Origin of the sequence: Deinococcus carri, from assembly GCF_039545055.1 — a bacterium.
GTDB lineage: Bacteria > Deinococcota > Deinococci > Deinococcales > Deinococcaceae > Deinococcus > Deinococcus carri.
Map to the genome: position 1 here is coordinate 1 of NZ_BAABRP010000004.1, position 16,502 is coordinate 16,502.

A 16,502-nucleotide genomic window follows, 5' to 3' on the forward strand; every position below is an offset into this window, starting at 1 on the left:
TGCCCGCCCCGATACGCCTCACCCGTCCGGCGCGCAGCAGGGAACGGCGGTGGGCTTGTTCCCACAACGGCTCCAGTTCACTCAGGAGCTGGTCAAACTCCATCGGCGTTAGCCCCACCAGCCGCTCGAAGGAACGCGCTCGGGACTTCAGCTTCTCCAGCCGTAACACCCCTGAACCTACCTGCTCCTACCTCTACTGCGCAACGGGTCTTGAGAGCTCGCACCTGGATAGAGTGAGTGAATAGCTGTGCTGACGCGGTTGTGGGAAGTTGTTGGGGTAGGGTGACACAGTGTTGAGTGGCCAGAAGCTCCCTGGCTACCGGTTTCCCCTCGCGGTCATTGGCCACGCCGTGTGGCTCTACCACCGCTTCAGCCTCCGCTACCGATATATCGAAGAACTGCTGCTGGAACGAGGAATCGCCGTCACCTGCGAGTTCATCCGCAGCTGGTGCATCAAGTTCAGCGACCTGTTCGCCCAGGGCCTCCGTCATCGGGAACCACGACGTGGTTCCCGGTGGCACCTTGACGAGATGTACGTGGACGTAGGCAGTCTCAAACACTGGTTGTGGCGGGCCGTTGATGAACACGGCACCGTGCTGGACGTCTTCCTTCAGAAACACCGCGATACCGAGGCCGCCAAATCGTTTTTCCACCGGCTCCTGGGGGAATACGACGTGCCAGAGGTCATTCATACCGATAAGCTCTGGAGTTACGGTGTTGCCCTACGGCAACTTCCCGTGCTCCACACCGTGGAGCACATCCAGGTTGTCTCCACGGCGCGCTGCAACAACTTGATTGAACAGTCTCATCGGCCTACCCGGTGGCAGGAACGTCAGCAGTGCGGGTTCCGATCACGACGACGGACGGGCGCAAGGCTTTCTCGATCTGCACGCCCGCTTGGCGAACCTGAATCATCCTGCTCGCTCCACCTTTCCCCCTCGCCCTCGGAGTTCCCACCAGCAGGCTGCGTTCAAGTCCTGGCGGGAAGTGGTACAGCAGGTGGCCTGAGATGCAGGCCACCTGCCTTTTCAGGGCCTCCCGCTTTCTGCGCGCCGACAACTTGCCACAACCCTCGCCGGATACTTCTTCAACCAGGCCCCTGTTTCCGGCTTCCCGCTATCGTCGGTCAACAGCGCCTTGAATGTGCCGTAATGAACCAGCAAGCCTAGGGATAGAAGGCGGCTTGCAGGTCATTGTGCAGACTGCGGCCGGTACGCGACTGGTAGAGCTTGGCCGTCTCCTGGAGCTTCTGTGCGGTCTGGAGGGAATTGAGGGTCCGCAGCAGGTCAGTCAGCTTGTCCGCGCTCTGGCTCACGGTGGTGCGGGCAATCTGCTGTTCGAGGGAAGCCTCGACGGTCTTGGGCGTCTGGGCGGGCAGAGGCCCGCCGGGCATCACCCAGGGCGCACGGGGAAGCTTCTGCGTGGTGTCGTGGTTCAGGAGTGGTTCAGCGGCCTTGCGTTGCACGGCACTGGGGCCAGGCGACCCAGCGGACTGCGGGGAAGCTGTGGCGGGGACAGGCGCAGTCGCCAACGGGGCGCTCCCCAGAACTTCCCCTATTCGTCGGGCCTCCACCTCCAGCCCGGCGTCTGGGTCCACCCCAGAACTGACCTTGCCCTGCACCTGCTGAACAGTGTGCGTCGCTTCATGCGCGACCAGCTTTAGTCCGTCCGCACTCGTCGGGTCATAACGGTTGGCCCCAAAATAGATGTCCTGCCCGCTGGTGAAGGCTTCTGCCTGCACGCTGGCCGCCAGCTTCGCCGCCTCGCCATCGGTATGCACCCGCACCCGGCTTAGGTCGGCGTTCAAGCCCTGTTCCAGATGTCGCTGCACGGCGGCTGGGAGCGGCTCGCCGCCCCCTCTTCTGGCCTGCACGCGCTGCGTCACCGTGCCCAGATTCGCTTCCGTCTGCCGCTGCACCGCCTCGTCCAGCCGCCGTTGCAATCCCAGATGTGCCCGCTGCAAGGTGTACCCCTCGCGCACCTGGGCTTCCCGGGCTTCCTTCTGCCGCTGGAGACTGACCGCACGCTGCACCGCTTCCTGGTCCTGAGGCGTCCGGGTCAGTTCAGACAGTCGGTCATAGAGGGCCGGACCATCTGCCCCCTGCCCCACAGCCCGCTGAAGCGCACCCATCGCCAGCTCCGCACGGGTGGCTGCGGGGAGAACCTGGGCATCGCGCATGAAAGCCCCCGTGACCTGCTGCTGTCCCGTCTCGGTGGCGAGTTGACGCTGCAAGGCCGTGAGGACAGTAGGAGCGGGGGAGGGAGGTGGGACAAAGCGTTGCAGTGCTGTCTCACTCTCCGGACGTAAGCCGCGCTCCGCCAGGGCAATACGGGAGGCTTCCAACTCGGCCTGACTCGCCTGAACCTCTGAAGTGGCACGTTGCATAGCAGTCCTGTCAGCGGCGAGGAGGCCCGCTGCCGTCAGTGCGGGAGCGACGCGGGCACGCTGGACAGCGGAAGAAGCGGAACGGGAGTTGCTCAGGGTAAAGGGGTCGTGGTGCCTGGCCACGGGTGCGGCGACCACTGGCGCGGTGGCCAGCGGAGCGGGTGCCCGCAGCTTCACGCGCTGCACCGGCTGGGTTGTGCTGGCCGGGGCCGCTCGGCTCGACCCGGTCTTCGTCTTGTGGTCGAAGGTCATTACCCACCCCCTGCGGCCAGGGTACAGGCTGGCTTGTGACCATGTGGTGAAGATCTGCCCAGAGCATAGGCAAGTGGGCGACGGTGATGCCGTTGGCGTCCTGCTGGGCGACGGTTTCCTTGCCCTAGCCTCGACGCGGTGCCCGGAGCATTCCACCCACTCGGACACCACGAATCTTCACCCGGTGCCAGCTCGCTCGCCTGGCAAGGCCCCCCCGAGCAGCCCGACGACTTCCAACCGTACCAGCCAGCGGGCCACCTGGGCGCGCTCTGGCGTCAACCCGGAGCGCAACCACCACAACATGATCGAAATACCCATACTGGCCAGCACGGGCGCACACAACGCCGGCGGCACGGGTGCCCGCGACACATCCAGCAGGTGCTGCCCCAACAACCGATCCAGAAACTCCTCCAGCCGCCCATGCACCTCCAGAAAGAACGCGGGCATCCCGTTCGCGCCCAGCATCAGGCGGTAGAAGTCGGCGTTCTTCTCCACATGCTCCAGAAACACCAGCGCCAACTCGGGGGGCGCTGACGCCGGGTCCAGCCACGTCTGCGGTATCAGCGGGCCGCTCAACCGTCCGCGCGCCGCCTCCAGGCATTCGCTCAGATCATTCAGAACGTCCTGAACGATGTCGTACTTGTCCTGGTAGTAGCGGTAGAACGTCGTGCGGTGGACGCCTGCGCGCTCGGCGAGGTCCTGGACGCTCACGTTCGCGTACCCGCGCTCGCGCGTGAGATTCACCAGGGCCTGCCGCAGCGCCTGCCGTGTGCGGTCGCTGCGAACATCCTGCCGGGAAGCGCGGGGGGAACGGTCCACCATACCGCGAAGCACCATAGCGTTCCGGCGCGACAGAAGCTGCCCTTCTGTCGCGAAAGTAAACCGCCCACGTCCACCGCTGGACAGGCGAGGGTACAGTGCCCGCATTGGGCCTGGCCGGGTCAGGTGGCGGAGAAAGCGCCGAGCCGCACCGGGGAGCAGACGAGCCGTGCTCCGCGCCCGGCACACCCCGGAGGTCAACCCATGAACAAGGTGTATGAAACAGCCGAGGCGGCCCTGCGTGACGTGTTGCGTGACGGTGCGTCCCTCGCTGTCGGTGGCTTTGCGGCGGCGGGCGTGCCCACACTGCTGCTCGGCGCGGTGCATCGGCTGAATGTCCAGAACCTGTCCCTGATCTGCTGCTCCACCCAGCGCAGCGAGGACTATGGCGTGAACCGCTTGATCACCCACCGGCAGGTGGCGAAGCTCACCACCAGTTACCTCGGCCCCAACGACGCCGTGAAGGGGTTGTACGCCAGCAGGGAACTTCAGGTGGAGTTCGTCCCACAGGGCACCCTGGCGGAACGCCTGCGGGCGGGTGGGGCGGGCATCCCGGCCTTCTTCACGCCGGTCGGGGCGGGGACCGTGGTGCAGGAGGGCAAGGAGACGCGCGAGATCACGGGACGGGCCTGCATTCTGGAAGAAGCCCTCGTGCCCGATGTCGGCCTGGTCAAGGCCTGGAAGGCAGACCGTTCCGGCAATCTGGTGTACCGCCGCACCGCGCAGAACTTCAACCCGCAGGTCGCCGCCGCCGCGCGCGTCACCATCGCGGAGGTCGAGGAGCTTGTGGAGGACGGCGAGATCGACCCGGATCAGGTGCATACGCCGGGCGTGTACGTGCAGCGGGTCGTCCTGGACCCTCACCCCGACAAGACCATCCGCAACCTGAAGCTGAGGGAGGAACGCTGATGCCCTGGACCCGCGATGAAATGGCCGCCCGCACGGCGCAAGAACTGCGCGACGGCATGTACGTGAACCTGGGGATCGGCATCCCCACGCTGGTCGCCAACCACGTACCAGAAGGCATGCAGGTCTTTTTCGAGAGTGAGAACGGCATGCTGGGCCTCGGCCCCTACCCCATGCCGGGCGAGGTGGACCCCGACCTGCTGAACGCCGGGGGGGAAACGGTGACGTTCGTGCCGGGCGCGAGCTGCTTCAGCAGCGCGGACGGCTTCGCGATGATTCGCGGCGGGCACATCGACCTCGCCATTCTCGGCGGCTTGCAGGTCAGCGAAACCGGCGACCTCGCCAACTGGATGGTGCCGGGGCAGTTCGTGACGGGCATGGGCGGCGCGATGGATCTGGTGGCCGGTGCCCGGCGCGTCCTGGTCCTGATGGAGCACGTCAACAAGCGCGGCGAGCCGAAGATCGTGCGCGAGACGCACCTCCCTCTCACCGGACAGCGCGTGGTCAGCCGCATCATCACCGACCTGTGTGTCCTCGACGTGACGCCCGCCGGATTGGAACTGGTGGAACTCGCGCCCGGCGTGACCCTCGGGGAATTGCAGAGCAAGACGGCGGCCCCCATCCGCGTTCCCACCCCCTCCAGGAGTGCCTCATGACCCCCGGCGAAACGAACCTCGATGCCCTGCTCGCCCGCCTCTCCAGGCTCGGCCCCGCCGAACTGAAGCAGGTGCAGGCCCACCTCGCGCGGCAGCAGCAGGACGCCAGACCCGCACGTGAACTTCCCCCCGTCAACAGCGACTTCTACGACCTCGCCAGCACTCTGACGGAGAGGCAGCGCCGCGTGCAGGAAAAGGTGCGCGCGTTCATGCATGCTGAAGTCGCGCCCATCGCCAACGAATACTGGGCACGGGGCGAATTTCCCCGGCAACTTATCGGCAAGTTCCGAAAACTCGGCCTGGGCCGGGACCTCTGGCGTGAGGACGGCACCCGCGACCCGGAGGATGTCCTCGCCGGCTTCCTGGCGAGCATGGAGATGGCGCGGGTGGACCCCAGCGTCGCCACGTTCTTCGGGGTCCACAACGGTCTGGCGTCCCTCAGCATCCTGCTGTGCGGCAGCGAGGCGCAGCGCCGCGAATGGATGCCCCGGATGCGCGACCTCGACGTGATCGGGGCCTTCGCCCTCACGGAACCGCTGGTCGGGTCCGGCACAGCGGGCGGCCTCACCACCACCGCCCGGCGCGAGGGGGACACCTGGGTCCTGAACGGCGAGAAGAAGTGGATCGGGAACGCCACCCTCGCGGACGTGGTCGTGGTCTGGGCGCGTGACGTGGCGGACAACCAGGTGAAGGGCTTCCTGGTCCGCACCGAGAACCCCGGCTACCACGTCGAGAAGATCGAGGGCAAGGTGGCGCTGCGGATCGTGGAGAACGGCCACATCACCCTTACGGGTTGCCGCGTGCCGGAAACAGACCGCCTCCAGAACGCAAACAGCTTCAAGGACACCGCGAACGTCCTGCGCGCCACCCGCGCCGGTGTCGCCTGGATGGCGCTGGGCTGCGCGATGGGGGCCTACGAACTCACGCTGAAATACAGCCAGGAGCGGCAGCAGTTCGGACGCCCCATCGCGAAGTTCCAGCTCGTGCAGAACCACATCGTGAAGATGCTGGGCAACATCACGGCGGTGCAGACGATGGTGATGCGCCTCGCACAGCTTCAGGCGGAGGGCCGCCTCCGCGACGAATAGGCCAGCCTCGCCAAGCAGTTCGCCGCCGCGCGGGGCCGCGAGGTAGTCGCGCACGCCCGCGAGGTGCTGGGGGGCAACGGCATCCTGCTCGACTACGGCGTGATCAAGTTCTTCTGCGACGCCGAGGCGCTGTACAGCTACGAGGGCACCGAGGAGATCAACACCCTCGTCGTGGGCCGGGCCGTCACCGGTGTCGGCGCGTTCGTCTGAAGAAAACTGACCGAGGTGAAGCAAAGACGTGTTGAAGCAGGTCACGACGTACCGAGGCGGGACAGGCCATCCGCGTGAACTTCCAGAGCGAGGAAGGTGAGTCCCTGCACACGATGGACGTGGACAGCCACCCCGCCATCGCCAGTGGGCGCGAGGTGAGCGCCTACCCGAAACCCGACCTGTTCGTGGATGCAGACACCCCAGTCACCGTTCCGACATCTTGTGCAACCCTGCATAGTGGAGCTGGAAAAGCCATGACGCGAGTTCCCCGTACCCTCCCCGCTTCTCCTGCCCTCACGGTGCAGGAATGACCGGGCCTGATTGTGCCGTCAAGCTGCTGGTGAACATGCAGTCGCGTCGGGGGGCGGCCTCCCTCCCAGCGGCGGTGAAGGCCCTCGCGGCGGCAGGCCTTCCCGTGACCCCACTGCCCGTGCAGGAGCCTCACTCGGCGGAGGTCATCCTGCGGGCGGAGGTGGCGCGGGGTGCCCCCCTGGTGATCGTGGGGGGTGGTGACGGAACGCTCTCCCATGCCGCCGGGGTTCTCGCGCAGACGATAACGGCCCTGGGCATCCTGCCGCTCGGAACCGGCAATACCTTCGCCCGCAGCGTGGGGGTCCCTCTTGACCTGTCCGGTGCGGTGCGGATCATTGTGGAGGGAGAGACAGCGGCGGTCGACGTGGGGATGCTGAACGGGCGGCCCTTTTTGAACAGCGTGGCCCTGGGTCTCTCCGCCGAGATTGCCCGCAGCCTAACGCCCTCCCTCAAGCGTCGCCTGGGGCTGCTGGCCTGGCCCGTCGTGGGCACGCGGGTCCTGAGACGACACCACGCGCTCGACCTCACGCTCACGTCCCCGGAGGGCACGCTGCGGCTTCACACCCACCAGCTCCTCGTGGCGAACGGGCGGTATGTGGCCGGGCCCCTGCGCGCCGCCCCGCACGCCTCGGTAGCGGACCGGCAACTCGACGTGCTCGTGTTCGGCAAGGGCCGGCTCGTCAGCCTGCTCCAGGCGGGAACCCTGTGGACACTGGGGCGACCCGTCCTGGAGTTCTCGGCCCCTCAGGTTACGGTGCAGACGCGAGGAGGTGCCCGCTGGGTCAGCGTGGACGGCGAGGTGACCGCCTGCACCACCCTGAAGCTCTCGGTGGACGCTGCCGCCCTGCACGTCCGGGTGCCCGTTGGTTTCGACGCCCGGCGCGCGTGAGGGTCTGGGAACGGCCCAGCTCAAGACCTGTTGCGCAGGAGCTGAAGGGGCAGCGGGGCGACGTTGCCAGCGGAGATTGACGAGTCCAGCGGCACAGCCCCAGCTCACGCCATGCTGTGAGGGCTGGTTCCTGAAGAACTCCTTGCAGGCGCGGAACTTCTCGATCCGGTTGAGGGCATTCTCGGCGGTGCTCCGCACCTTGGACAGCAAGCGGTTGAGTTCACGTTGCTCCACTCGCCTTTCTTCGGGCGCTTGGCGGGCACGATGGTCTCTAGACCTTCTCCATTCCGGTGTACCCGCGGTCCCCCCACACCCGGACATGCCTGGGGAGCCGGGTCATCAGCCGGGAACGCCGCAGCACTTTCATGTCGTGGGTGCGACCGCCACCTGCGTTTTGAGGGTGTGGGTGCCCTGCTTGACGCTGTAGAAGCGCTTCTTGTCCTGAGGTCGCCCCAGCGCGTCACAGGCCTTCACCTATCACCGTGGTCAGGCCCCCATAAGCGACAAGCCCCCAGGACCACATCCTGCTTGTCACCCATTCCCTGGTGGTCGCACCGCCTTCAGATAAGCGTTCAGGGCGTCCTGATTGCGTTGGAGGCAGGCAATGCGCGCCGCGATGCGGTCCAGCTCCAGCTCCAGGCGCTCCAGCATCTCCGGCTGCACGTCCTTCAGGTGAATGGCCTGAGGCGTGTCGAGGAAGGGCAGCACCTCCTTGATCAGGCTGATGGGCAGTCCGGCCCCCAGCAGACCACGCAGTTGCAGGACATGGGGCACCACCGAGTCCGGGTAATCCCGGTAGCCGTTCGCCAGGCGCGTGGAGGTGAGCAACCCCTGTTCCTCGTAGTACCGCAGCAGGCGGGGAGAGACGTTCACGCGCCGGGCCAGTTCACCGATCCTCATTCATCACTTCCTCCGGAGGCCTTGACCCTCACATCAGTGTGAAGCTTTCAGGATGGGGGCATGTTGATGTCCCCGCCTCTCCAGCAGCCCCTGAAAACCTCTGGACCCACTCTCATTTTCGGCGGGAGGCACTCATGCTGAGCCGTCACAGCACCGGGCGCGCCTGGCTGCTGCTCCTGGCCGTGGGGGCTGGCCTGCTCCTGCCGATGCAGTTTGCCACGAACGGCGCGCTGGCAGCGTCCTTCCATTCCGTGACCCTGACAGGTGCGACCTCCTATCTGGTGGGCAGCCTGCTCCTGCTCGGCCTGCTGGCCTGGCAGCGGACACGGCCGAACTGGCAGGCCGCACGTCAGGCCCCGACCTGGAGTTGGCTGGGCGGGGTCGTCGGCAGCGCCTATGTGGTGGGCAGTGTCCTGCTGACCCGTGAACTGGGGGCCGCCCTGGCCACCACCCTGGTGATCGCCGCACAGATCCTCACGGCGATCCTGCTGGACCACTTCGGTGTTCTCGGGCTGCCGCAGCGCCGCCTCAACCGGGCGCGGCTGCTGGCCACGGGTTTCGCGCTCGCCGCCCTCGCCTTCCGCTTCTGGGGGATGAGGTGAACATCCTGATTCTGCTGGGGACCGTCGGGGCTGGCCTGGGTCTGTCCGCCGGGCTGGCCTTCAACCTCCGCCTCGCGGCGTTCCTGGGGATGCCGCTGGCCGCCACGCTGGTCAACTTCATCGTCGGGGCGGCCCTCCTCCTGACGCTCTGGGGCCTGGGCCTCGACCGGGCCTTCCCCGCAGCATTTCCGCCACTCTGGATGTTCCTGGGCGGCCTGTTCGGCGCGACCTACGTCGCCCTCACCCTGACGGTGGCCGCGCGGCTGGGTGCGGGAGTCAGCACCGTGGCGGTCACGCTGGGACAGGTGCTCGGTGCTCTGGTAGTCACGGGCCTGGGCTGGCTGGGGCAGGTCCCCCAGCCCGTCGACCTGACCGCCGTTCTCAGCGCCCTGTGCCTGCTGGCCGCTGTCGTGACGCTGGCCCGTGACCGGGAGCAGGTCACCGCCCAACCTCAGGCAGGATCGTCCCATGACTGAACGCCGCCGTTTTCGCATGTCCTCCACGGTCTTCATCGTCCTGCGCCAGGGAGATATGTTCTGCTCGCTGCGGCGGGTTGCCACGGGATGGATGGACGGCCACTTCAGCATTCCCGCAGGTGCTGTGGAAGAGGGGGAATCGCTGCTGGCCGCCGCCCTCCGTGAAGCCCAGGAGGAGGTAGGGGTCGTGATTGAGGTGGCTGACCTGCGGCACGCCCATACCCTGCACTGCCGAACTCGCGGGGAAGGATGGGTGGGGCACTTCTTTGTGGCGGAACGCTGGCAGGGGACGCCCATGCTGGGGGAGCCGGAGAAGCACAGCGACCTGCACTGGACGTCCTTTCAGGCCCTGCCGGAACCCTTCGTGCCGTACGTCCGCAATGCCCTATTGGGGATTGCCGCGGGTGAGACCTACTCGGAGTACGGCTATAACACGCATTTCCTCCGCCTCCTCCGCCCTGAACTGGGTTGACATAAAAGCCTGCGGAAGACCCGGTTAAGTTGCCAGAGCTGGCAGATTCAAGGTAGCGACTGTATACCCCGCCTCGTAGCTGAACTCGAGTGTCCCCTGAAGTTGCGTCACTAGCGTTCGCGTCAGGCTCAGGCCCAGGCCGTATCCCGGGCGGTCTCCCTCCGCACCGCGCAGGTAAGGCTCCCCGACCCGCGCCAGGAGCTCCACCGGAAAGGGCCGACCATCATTCCGGATGGTCCAGGCCGTCCACCCCCGTTGCTGAGCCAGGCTGACCTGCACGGTCGTCTCCGCGTACTTCCCAGCGTTCTCGAGCAGACCCCGCAGGACCAACCGCAGCACGTCCTCATTCGACCGCAGGCTCTGGAGTTCGCGGGGGGCGGTGAGCGTCAGCTGGAGGTGGGGCCGGAGTTCACGGAGTTCTTCCAGCAGTTGTGCGGTGAGTGGCAGAACCTGGAGGGGCTGCCGTTCAGCCGCCAGCGTCTCGGCCCGGAGGTGGTCCAGCAGCGTGTGCGTCAGGGCGGTCAGCTCGTCCACTGCCGTGAGCGCGAGGCCAATCTGCCCGAGGTTCTGCCGTTTCACGGCCCGTTCCAGCCGACCGCGGATCACGGTGAGGGGGGTGTTGAGTTCGTGTGCGGCATAGGCCACGAACCGGCGCTCCGTCTGCAAGGCTTCTTCCAGGTGGGTGAGCAGGGTGTTGATGGCCCGCGCCGTCTGCGCCGTCTCGTCGCGCGCGGTCGGCACAGCCAGCCGGGCGGACCAGTGTCCCTGTCGAGCGATGGTCACCGTGGCACGGGCCAGGCGGCGCGCGGGGGCTAAAGCAGCACGCGTGAGCCACAACCCGCTCAGACTGCACAGGAGCAGGACCAGTGGGCCGAAGGTCCAGAGGTTGCGACGGAGCCGGTGCAGCAGTCGCCGGTCCTGTCCCTGCCACAGCGCGACACGGACACGGGCACCGGCAGGCGTCTTCACGGTATAGAGCCGCCAGACACACGCGGCGCACGGTGCGGCCAGCGTCTGAAAGCCGGTTCGGTCGTCCGGGAGCGGCAGGGGCAGGGGCTGCACGCCCCAGTGGGCACGGCCAGCCGGGGTCGTGATCCAGACTTCGAGTTGCGGGGTACCCAGTTCCAGGAGGGCCTGGACCTCAGGGGGCGTTCGCCCGGCACCCAGCAGGTTCGTGATCCGGCCCGCGACTCCCCGGAGCTGGCGGTCCGCATTCAACGTCTGCGTTCGTTCGACCGCCTGGGCCACCCAGGTCCCCATCACCAGCAGGCACGCCCCCACCACCAGCGCCCAGACCAGCGCGAGGCGCACGCCCAGCGTCAGCCGACGAAACAATAGCCCTGCCCCCGGCGCGTCTCGATGGCGTCCCCGCTCAGCTTCTGCCGCAGCAGGCGGACATGGGTGTCCACGGTGCGGGCATCCGAGAGGGAGTCGTTGGGCCAGACCCGGGCGAAGATGCTCTCGCGCGTGAAATACCCCCCGGCGTTCAGGGCCAGGAACTCCAGGACGTCACGTTCCCGGCGGTGCAGATTCACCGGCTGACCCTCCCAGAGCGGTGGGCCGCCCGCCAGATCCAGAGTCAGGCGGCCCACGGTGAGGGTGTTGCTGGGCTGGTCGTGGACGCGACGCCACAGGGCACGCAGGCGCGCCACCAGTTCCTCGCCCGCAAACGGTTTGGTGAGGTAATCGTCCGCCCCGCTGTTCAGGCCTTGCACCCGGTCCGGCAGGGCGGAACGGGCGGTCAGGATCAGGACGGGCAACCGCCGCCCCTGCGCCCGCCACGTCTGGAGGATGTCGAAGCCGGAGTGACGGGGCAACATCAGGTCCAGCACGGCCACGTCAAAGGCGTAGGTGCGTTCCAGATGGAGGGCCTCTTCGCCGTCCCGTGCCCACTCCACCTGAAACCCTTCATCCTGGAGGAGATCGCGGACCAGGCTCCCGACTCCCTCATGATCCTCTACCAGCAGGACTTTCATGCTCTTCCTCCCCGTCTGGTTTGTAGGACGCTGGCACGTCTATCGGACATCCTCGATGGTCAGCACGTCCTGGGGGGCGATGGTGTGGCCCTGGTAAACAAACGGTGCACTGCGGAAGTTCGCCACGACGGTGAGTCGTTTGCGGCCCGCCTGGAAGACACTGCGCTGGACCTGACGGTCGCCGGTCAGCCACTGGAAATCGCTCAGCGGTGCCGTGCCGTAAGTGCGGTGGAGGGGGCTGAAACGGCGAGAGTAGGCGACAATCTCGGCGCGGTCCTGGGGGAACGAATCCCGCGAGATGTGGAATTGCAGGGGTTCCAGGTAGAGGAAACTGCGGGCGCGCATGGCCGCTTTCAGGTTGGAGAACTTGTTGGCGGACGTGAGCCAGTGGTTGGTGTTGATCACGCTGTCGTGCAGGGCGGCCTCGTACAGGGGGAGCTGGAACGCCGCGTTGCCGTAGCGGTCCATCAGGGAGGGCTTGAGGGGCACCGACTTGAAGAACACGTCGGGTTGCGCGGCGGGATAATACCGTCCCAGGAAATAAGGGGACTTCTTGTCCGCCAGGTCCGGGTCCACCCAGCGGCCCAGGGCTGGGGTCAGGTACCCTTCCCCCACGTGGATGAGGTCCGCGAACAGGTAGGAGCCGCCCTCGGAGCCGACCACCAGATGGCGGTCCGACAGCCCCTTCAGGCGCTTGCGCCGGGCTTCGACCTGCTCGGCCATGCTGCTGGGGTGCCGCGGGTTGTAGTCCTCCTGCACGTTGGCGGTGGCGTCCACATCCAGAAAGTAATAGTTGTAGGGTGCCGCCGCGAGGTTCTGTTGCACCCTCTTCTGAAAGAACGGGAAGGCGTAAGCCGCATTGAGGGTGCGCCCCACCCCCTGAAAGCCGGTCACATACTGGCCCTGCTTGTTCATGATGCCGCCTTCCTCGTAAGCGGGCGCGGGCAACTGCGCGGTGGGCCAGGTGCGGTCCGACCCGGCCCAAGACCTGGGGTGAACGCTCTCGTAGGAGTCGTAGGGTCCCATCAGGTACCCCAGGGCGCGGGCACGCTGAACCACGTCGGGATGCCTGGCGGTATCGCTGGCGTCCTGAACTGCCAGCCGTGCCCGGTCGATCCCAGCGGCTTTCAGGTCGTCCAGCAGGGCGAGGGAAGCTCCCTGCCCCCCACTTGTTCCCGGAACGAACACGCCGGGAAACAGGCGTTGCAGGGCGGTGAGGCACGCGGCGGCGGAGCGGTTCACGTAAGGCCCGCGGGTGGTGGCCTGATTGATTCCTTCCACCAGGGTCCGCCGGACGTACGCATTCATCTCACCGCTGGAGGCCGCCTGTTGGAGTTGATTTCTGGTATCCGCATCCATCAGCTTCAGGAGGGACTGGCCCGGCGTGGAGGTCGTGAGGCCCCTCAGCAATCTTGTCCACCCGTCAGGCCGCACATCTTGCGTCCCGATCACGCCGCTGCCCCAGAGATAGGCGAACAGCGCGCCCTTGAGCTTTTCCGCATCGGGCGAAGTGCGGACCTTGTCCGCGAAGCTGCGGAAATGGCCGCTGCGTTGCAGGGAGGCGCGAAAGACCAGCGCAGGTTCAATGGGCGTCTTGCCGGGGGTCAACGTGAGTTCGTACGTCTGCTCTTCCGGCCCCTGGCGGTTCAGGAACTCGTGTTGCAGGGCGAGCCGGGCGGGTTGGAGCTTCAGGGTGTTGTGGAAGGGCGTCCCGAGGTGCCAGGTCTGGATGCCCTGCACGCCCTTGAGCGCCACGAAAGGCATGTTGAGGTCCTCGGTGGTGTTCAGGCCGTCGATGTCCGCGAGGAGGTCTGGCCGGTTCAGGGGAATGAAACGACCGCTGCCCTGAGGCAGGATCAGGGCCTGCTGGTCCTGGAAAGGCAGGATGGGCCAGCGGAGAGTGGTGGGCTGCTCGGCGCGGACACGAACCTGCAAGGTGCCGTTCTGGACGCTGGCCTTGATCACGAGGTGACGTTCGGGCCAGCGCCAGGTCGAGGAGGTGGCCGACGTCTGAAGTGCCTGGATGGTGTTCGGAGACGTGCCCTGGGCCAGGAGAACCTGCCGCGCCCCCTGCCGAAGTTCGACGCGGAGCGTGGACGGCTCAAGCGCAACTGTTCCCCTGGGGGTTTGCAGGGTGATGGGGCGGGCGGCAGCCTGGGTTAGACCTAGAGCGGCGAGCAGGAGCAGACTTTTGCGCATGGCGCGAGTGTGGCGAGCAGCAGTGAACTGACGGTGAACTGCCTCTTTCTCGGGCCTGGCGGGGCGGGTGCAGCAGGTGCGCGACCTGATTCAGGGGGAGCAATGGGTGCTGTCGTTCCGTGAGGTGGACAGCGACCGTGCCGAGGTGATTCGGGTCGGGGACGCGCTGACGGTGTGGGACGATCCTGCTCCTTGAGGGCATCCCCTGATCCTGGGGACGAAATCCTCAAGGGTTCGAGGCTACGGCTGAAGCGGCTCCGTTCTTCCAGCATCCCTCCCCAGCCCAGGCGATTCCCAGACGCGCCCCCGTCAGTGGGGCAGCGTGGCAAAGGCGCGCACGGGGAATGTTCCCATGCCCCTGACCTTCACCGGCACGGCGCTGAACGTGAAGCCCGAGGTCGGAAGCTGCTCCAGACCGCGCAGGTGCTCGACGATCAAAATCTCCGCTCCCAGCAGGGTCGTGTGGACCGGGCGTGTCCCGCCGCTCGTGTCGTCGATGTTGAGCGAGTCGATGCCGACAAGGACAGCACCCTGCTCTTTGAGGTAGATGGCCGCCGCCGCCGTCAGGAAGGCGTGGCCCTCGAAGTATTGCTCAGTGCCCCAGTGCTGCGCCCAGCCGGTGTGGACGAGCACGGCTTTGCCACGCACGTCGGTGGCCAAGAAGGCGTCCCGGTCCACCGCCCGCTTGCCCATCCCCGTCACCCGGACCACTACGGCGTCGAGGTCGGCGAGCTGGGCGAGGTCGAGTTCGGACAGGTCCTTGCCGTCCGCGTAACGGTGGAAAGGACTGTCGATGTACGTGCCGGTGTTGCCGACCATCTCCAGCCTGTCGATCTGGAAGGTGGTCCCCTCCGCATAGTGCGACTGGGAAGCTTCCCGGCTGAGGAAGTCGCAGAGGATGGGGGCAGGCATGCCCTTGTACGTCACCATGCCCTCAACGATGGTGTGGCTCAGGTCGATGAAGCGCCCCGCTCGACCTGAAGGGTCCGAACTCTCCGGCAACGCTTCGGCACTCCGCTTGTGCCGCTCGAAAATGATCTGCTTGTTGAGGATACGGACCTCGCCCACCATCAGCAGGCGCAGGTCTTTCACGATGTAATCCGCGAGGTCCTGATCACTGAGGTCGTCTCCCGCGAGGTCGAGCCGGAAGTCCTGTCCCTGGAGGCCACCGCCGTTCGAGAAATCCACCTCGAAGTCGAACTGCACCCGCCGGTCCGTCGCTGGCCTCGTCGTCTCTTCTGTCGTCATGACTTGAGTGTACGAATGCTCCTTCAATGAATCAAATAAGTAGAAGTCATGACACCCATCTATTCTCCTTATGTGCAAATCCATCAGCTTGAAGCCCTCATTGCCATTGTGGAAGCTGGTTCGTTCACGCTGGCCGCCGAACGGCTGGGAGTCTCGCAGTCGGCACTGAGCCACGCCATCGCTACCCTGGAACGGGAGCTGGGTGTGACGGTGCTGGAGCGTGGACGGCAGGGGGCCCGGCCCACCGGGGTGGGCGAGCGGCTGCTTCCCCATGTCCACGAAGTTCTGGCGCGGCTGGAGCGTATTCGTGCCGAGGCAGCGGGCACCGCGCACCTCGTGACAGGCCGAGTTCGGCTCGGCTCAATTCCCAGCGCGACGGTGGACTTCCTGCCCCGGGTCCTCGCGGCCTTCGGACGGCAGTACCCGCAGGTCGAACTGGTGCTGCTCGAAGAACCCAGTCAAGGCACGGGACGGCTGCTGGAATGGCTCACCTCGCACACCATCGACGTGGCTCTTCTGGAATTACCGGTGACCGACTTCGAAACGGTGCCGCTGCTGCATGACGAGCTGTGTGCGGTCGTCCCTGCGACGTCACCTCTGGCGGGTCAACCAGACGTGCGGGTGCGGGAACTGGCCTCCGAGGTCTTCGTGCTGTCGAGGTACAGCAGTGAGCATCTGATCGAGGAGGCCTACCGACGGGAGGGCCTGACACCGAACATCCGCTACGAGGTGCAGGACCTGGGGACGCTGGTGAGTCTGGTGCGAGAAGGGCTGGGGGTCTCCCTGGTGCCGCGGTTGGCACTGCCCCGTGCGCCAGAGGGCGTGGCGCTGCTGCCCATCTCGCCCAGGCCAACACGGCAACTCGGATTCGTGGTGCGGTCACTCGCGGACGCATCCCCAGCGGTTCAGGCCTTGATCCAAAAAGCCAGGGCTTTGAGCGGCTGAGCCAGGGGGAGTCGGCGTCCAGGCGGCGAGGGCTTCGCGGACCGTGCCGCCCGGTTGCTCACGCTGCACGGGGAGGCCTGGTCGCTCGTGCAGGACCTCGTCGCCCAGTTGGTCGACCCGGACGAGTAAACGGCCTCTGTCGGGAAACCTGCGTCTGTTCGCACAA

Annotated in this window: 15 protein-coding genes and 5 pseudogenes; 11 read left to right on the forward strand and 9 right to left on the reverse strand. The window is 66.3% G+C overall.

Translation table 11 applies throughout. The features are described 5' to 3' along the window. Positions 1-169: pseudogene (locus ABEA67_RS07450) on the reverse strand (IS5-like element ISDge6 family transposase); the annotation flags it as partial. A gap of 124 nt (positions 170-293) precedes the next feature. Between ABEA67_RS07450 and ABEA67_RS07455 the strand changes: the two are divergent. Continuing rightward, positions 294-1,008: pseudogene (locus ABEA67_RS07455) on the forward strand (IS6 family transposase). 157 nt (positions 1,009-1,165) lie between these two features. Here the strand turns inward: ABEA67_RS07455 and ABEA67_RS07460 are convergent. Continuing rightward, complete coding sequence (locus ABEA67_RS07460; RefSeq protein WP_345463217.1) at positions 1,166-2,638, reverse strand: eCIS core domain-containing protein; 1,473 nt, start codon at positions 2,636-2,638, stop codon at positions 1,166-1,168. A 177-nt stretch (positions 2,639-2,815) separates the two neighbouring features. Next, positions 2,816-3,460: a TetR/AcrR family transcriptional regulator gene (locus ABEA67_RS07465; RefSeq protein ID WP_345463220.1), complete on the reverse strand. Its 645-nt coding sequence runs from the start codon at positions 3,458-3,460 to the stop codon at positions 2,816-2,818. A gap of 201 nt (positions 3,461-3,661) precedes the next feature. Here ABEA67_RS07465 and ABEA67_RS07470 point away from each other — a divergent pair, with 201 nt between their 5' ends. From ABEA67_RS07470 to ABEA67_RS07490, 5 genes and pseudogenes are all read left to right on the forward strand, one after another. Beyond that, positions 3,662-4,366: a CoA transferase subunit A gene (locus ABEA67_RS07470; RefSeq protein WP_345463223.1), complete on the forward strand. Its 705-nt coding sequence runs from the start codon at positions 3,662-3,664 to the stop codon at positions 4,364-4,366. Continuing rightward, complete coding sequence (locus ABEA67_RS07475; protein WP_345463226.1) at positions 4,366-5,019, forward strand: CoA transferase subunit B; 654 nt, start codon at positions 4,366-4,368, stop codon at positions 5,017-5,019. The genes ABEA67_RS07470 and ABEA67_RS07475 overlap by 1 nt, the downstream gene beginning before the upstream one ends. Beyond that, positions 5,016-6,317 (forward strand): annotated as a pseudogene (locus tag ABEA67_RS07480) (acyl-CoA dehydrogenase family protein). The gene ABEA67_RS07475 and the pseudogene ABEA67_RS07480 overlap by 4 nt, the downstream one beginning before the upstream one ends. A gap of 62 nt (positions 6,318-6,379) precedes the next feature. Then, positions 6,380-6,628: pseudogene (locus tag ABEA67_RS07485) on the forward strand (acetoacetate decarboxylase family protein); the annotation flags it as partial. Next, positions 6,625-7,518 (forward strand): diacylglycerol/lipid kinase family protein, encoded by an 894-nt coding sequence (locus ABEA67_RS07490; protein ID WP_345463229.1) that lies wholly within the window; start codon positions 6,625-6,627, stop codon positions 7,516-7,518. The pseudogene ABEA67_RS07485 and the gene ABEA67_RS07490, both read left to right, overlap by 4 nt. Before the next feature lie 39 nt (positions 7,519-7,557). Here ABEA67_RS07490 and ABEA67_RS07495 read toward each other — a convergent pair. Then, positions 7,558-7,977 (reverse strand): annotated as a pseudogene (locus tag ABEA67_RS07495) (transposase family protein); the annotation flags it as partial. A gap of 72 nt (positions 7,978-8,049) precedes the next feature. Continuing rightward, positions 8,050-8,418: a MerR family transcriptional regulator gene (locus tag ABEA67_RS07500; RefSeq protein ID WP_345463232.1), complete on the reverse strand. Its 369-nt coding sequence runs from the start codon at positions 8,416-8,418 to the stop codon at positions 8,050-8,052. A gap of 134 nt (positions 8,419-8,552) precedes the next feature. Between ABEA67_RS07500 and ABEA67_RS07505 the strand changes: the two genes are divergently transcribed. From ABEA67_RS07505 to ABEA67_RS07515, 3 genes are read left to right on the forward strand one after another with little or no spacing between them, the layout of a single operon-like run. Beyond that, positions 8,553-9,020 (forward strand): DMT family transporter, encoded by a 468-nt coding sequence (locus tag ABEA67_RS07505; RefSeq protein ID WP_345463235.1) that lies wholly within the window; start codon positions 8,553-8,555, stop codon positions 9,018-9,020. Then, positions 9,017-9,496 carry a DMT family transporter gene (locus tag ABEA67_RS07510; RefSeq protein ID WP_345463238.1) on the forward strand — a complete coding sequence of 160 codons (480 nt, stop codon included), beginning with the start codon at positions 9,017-9,019 and terminating at the stop codon, positions 9,494-9,496. The genes ABEA67_RS07505 and ABEA67_RS07510 overlap by 4 nt, the downstream gene beginning before the upstream one ends. After that, a complete protein-coding gene (locus ABEA67_RS07515; protein WP_345463241.1) occupies positions 9,489-9,968 on the forward strand; it encodes an NUDIX hydrolase in 480 nt (159 codons plus the stop codon). The genes ABEA67_RS07510 and ABEA67_RS07515 overlap by 8 nt, the downstream gene beginning before the upstream one ends. A 24-nt stretch (positions 9,969-9,992) precedes the next feature. Here the strand turns inward: ABEA67_RS07515 and ABEA67_RS07520 are convergent, their stop codons facing one another. From ABEA67_RS07520 to ABEA67_RS07530, 3 genes are read right to left on the reverse strand one after another with little or no spacing between them, the layout of a single operon-like run. Next, on the reverse strand, positions 9,993-11,303 hold the full coding sequence (locus tag ABEA67_RS07520; RefSeq protein WP_345463244.1) for a sensor histidine kinase: 1,311 nt from the start codon (positions 11,301-11,303) through the stop codon (positions 9,993-9,995). After that, positions 11,288-11,944 carry a response regulator transcription factor gene (locus tag ABEA67_RS07525; protein ID WP_345463246.1) on the reverse strand — a complete coding sequence of 219 codons (657 nt, stop codon included), beginning with the start codon at positions 11,942-11,944 and terminating at the stop codon, positions 11,288-11,290. The genes ABEA67_RS07520 and ABEA67_RS07525 overlap by 16 nt, the downstream gene beginning before the upstream one ends. 39 nt (positions 11,945-11,983) lie before the next feature. Beyond that, entirely contained in the window at positions 11,984-14,143 is a 2,160-nt protein-coding gene (locus ABEA67_RS07530; protein WP_345463249.1) for a glycoside hydrolase, read from the reverse strand. 67 nt (positions 14,144-14,210) lie between these two features. Here ABEA67_RS07530 and ABEA67_RS07535 point away from each other — a divergent pair, with 67 nt between their 5' ends. After that, positions 14,211-14,339 (forward strand): hypothetical protein, encoded by a 129-nt coding sequence (locus ABEA67_RS07535; protein ID WP_345463251.1) that lies wholly within the window; start codon positions 14,211-14,213, stop codon positions 14,337-14,339. Positions 14,340-14,452: 113 nt separating this feature from the next. Here ABEA67_RS07535 and ABEA67_RS07540 read toward each other — a convergent pair whose 3' ends face one another. After that, complete coding sequence (locus tag ABEA67_RS07540) at positions 14,453-15,391, reverse strand: cyclase family protein (RefSeq protein WP_345463253.1); 939 nt, start codon at positions 15,389-15,391, stop codon at positions 14,453-14,455. A gap of 72 nt (positions 15,392-15,463) precedes the next feature. On the opposite strand from ABEA67_RS07540, the gene ABEA67_RS07545 reads away from it, so the two are divergent. After that, complete coding sequence (locus ABEA67_RS07545) at positions 15,464-16,336, forward strand: LysR family transcriptional regulator (protein ID WP_345463255.1); 873 nt, start codon at positions 15,464-15,466, stop codon at positions 16,334-16,336. The last annotated feature ends 166 nt before the right edge of the window (positions 16,337-16,502 follow it).

Coding starts and splice junctions, on each gene's coding strand:
- ABEA67_RS07525 (WP_345463246.1), bottom strand. CDS start 11,944: ATGAAAGTCCTGCTGGTAGAGGATCATGAGGGAGTCGGGAGCCTGGTC.
- ABEA67_RS07470 (WP_345463223.1), top strand. CDS start 3,662: ATGAACAAGGTGTATGAAACAGCCGAGGCGGCCCTGCGTGACGTGTTG.
- ABEA67_RS07465 (WP_345463220.1), bottom strand. CDS start 3,460: ATGGTGGACCGTTCCCCCCGCGCTTCCCGGCAGGATGTTCGCAGCGAC.
- ABEA67_RS07460 (WP_345463217.1), bottom strand. CDS start 2,638: ATGACCTTCGACCACAAGACGAAGACCGGGTCGAGCCGAGCGGCCCCG.
- ABEA67_RS07505 (WP_345463235.1), top strand. CDS start 8,553: ATGCTGAGCCGTCACAGCACCGGGCGCGCCTGGCTGCTGCTCCTGGCC.
- ABEA67_RS07475 (WP_345463226.1), top strand. CDS start 4,366: ATGCCCTGGACCCGCGATGAAATGGCCGCCCGCACGGCGCAAGAACTG.
- ABEA67_RS07515 (WP_345463241.1), top strand. CDS start 9,489: ATGACTGAACGCCGCCGTTTTCGCATGTCCTCCACGGTCTTCATCGTC.
- ABEA67_RS07530 (WP_345463249.1), bottom strand. CDS start 14,143: ATGCGCAAAAGTCTGCTCCTGCTCGCCGCTCTAGGTCTAACCCAGGCT.
- ABEA67_RS07540 (WP_345463253.1), bottom strand. CDS start 15,391: ATGACGACAGAAGAGACGACGAGGCCAGCGACGGACCGGCGGGTGCAG.
- ABEA67_RS07490 (WP_345463229.1), top strand. CDS start 6,625: ATGACCGGGCCTGATTGTGCCGTCAAGCTGCTGGTGAACATGCAGTCG.
- ABEA67_RS07500 (WP_345463232.1), bottom strand. CDS start 8,418: ATGAGGATCGGTGAACTGGCCCGGCGCGTGAACGTCTCTCCCCGCCTG.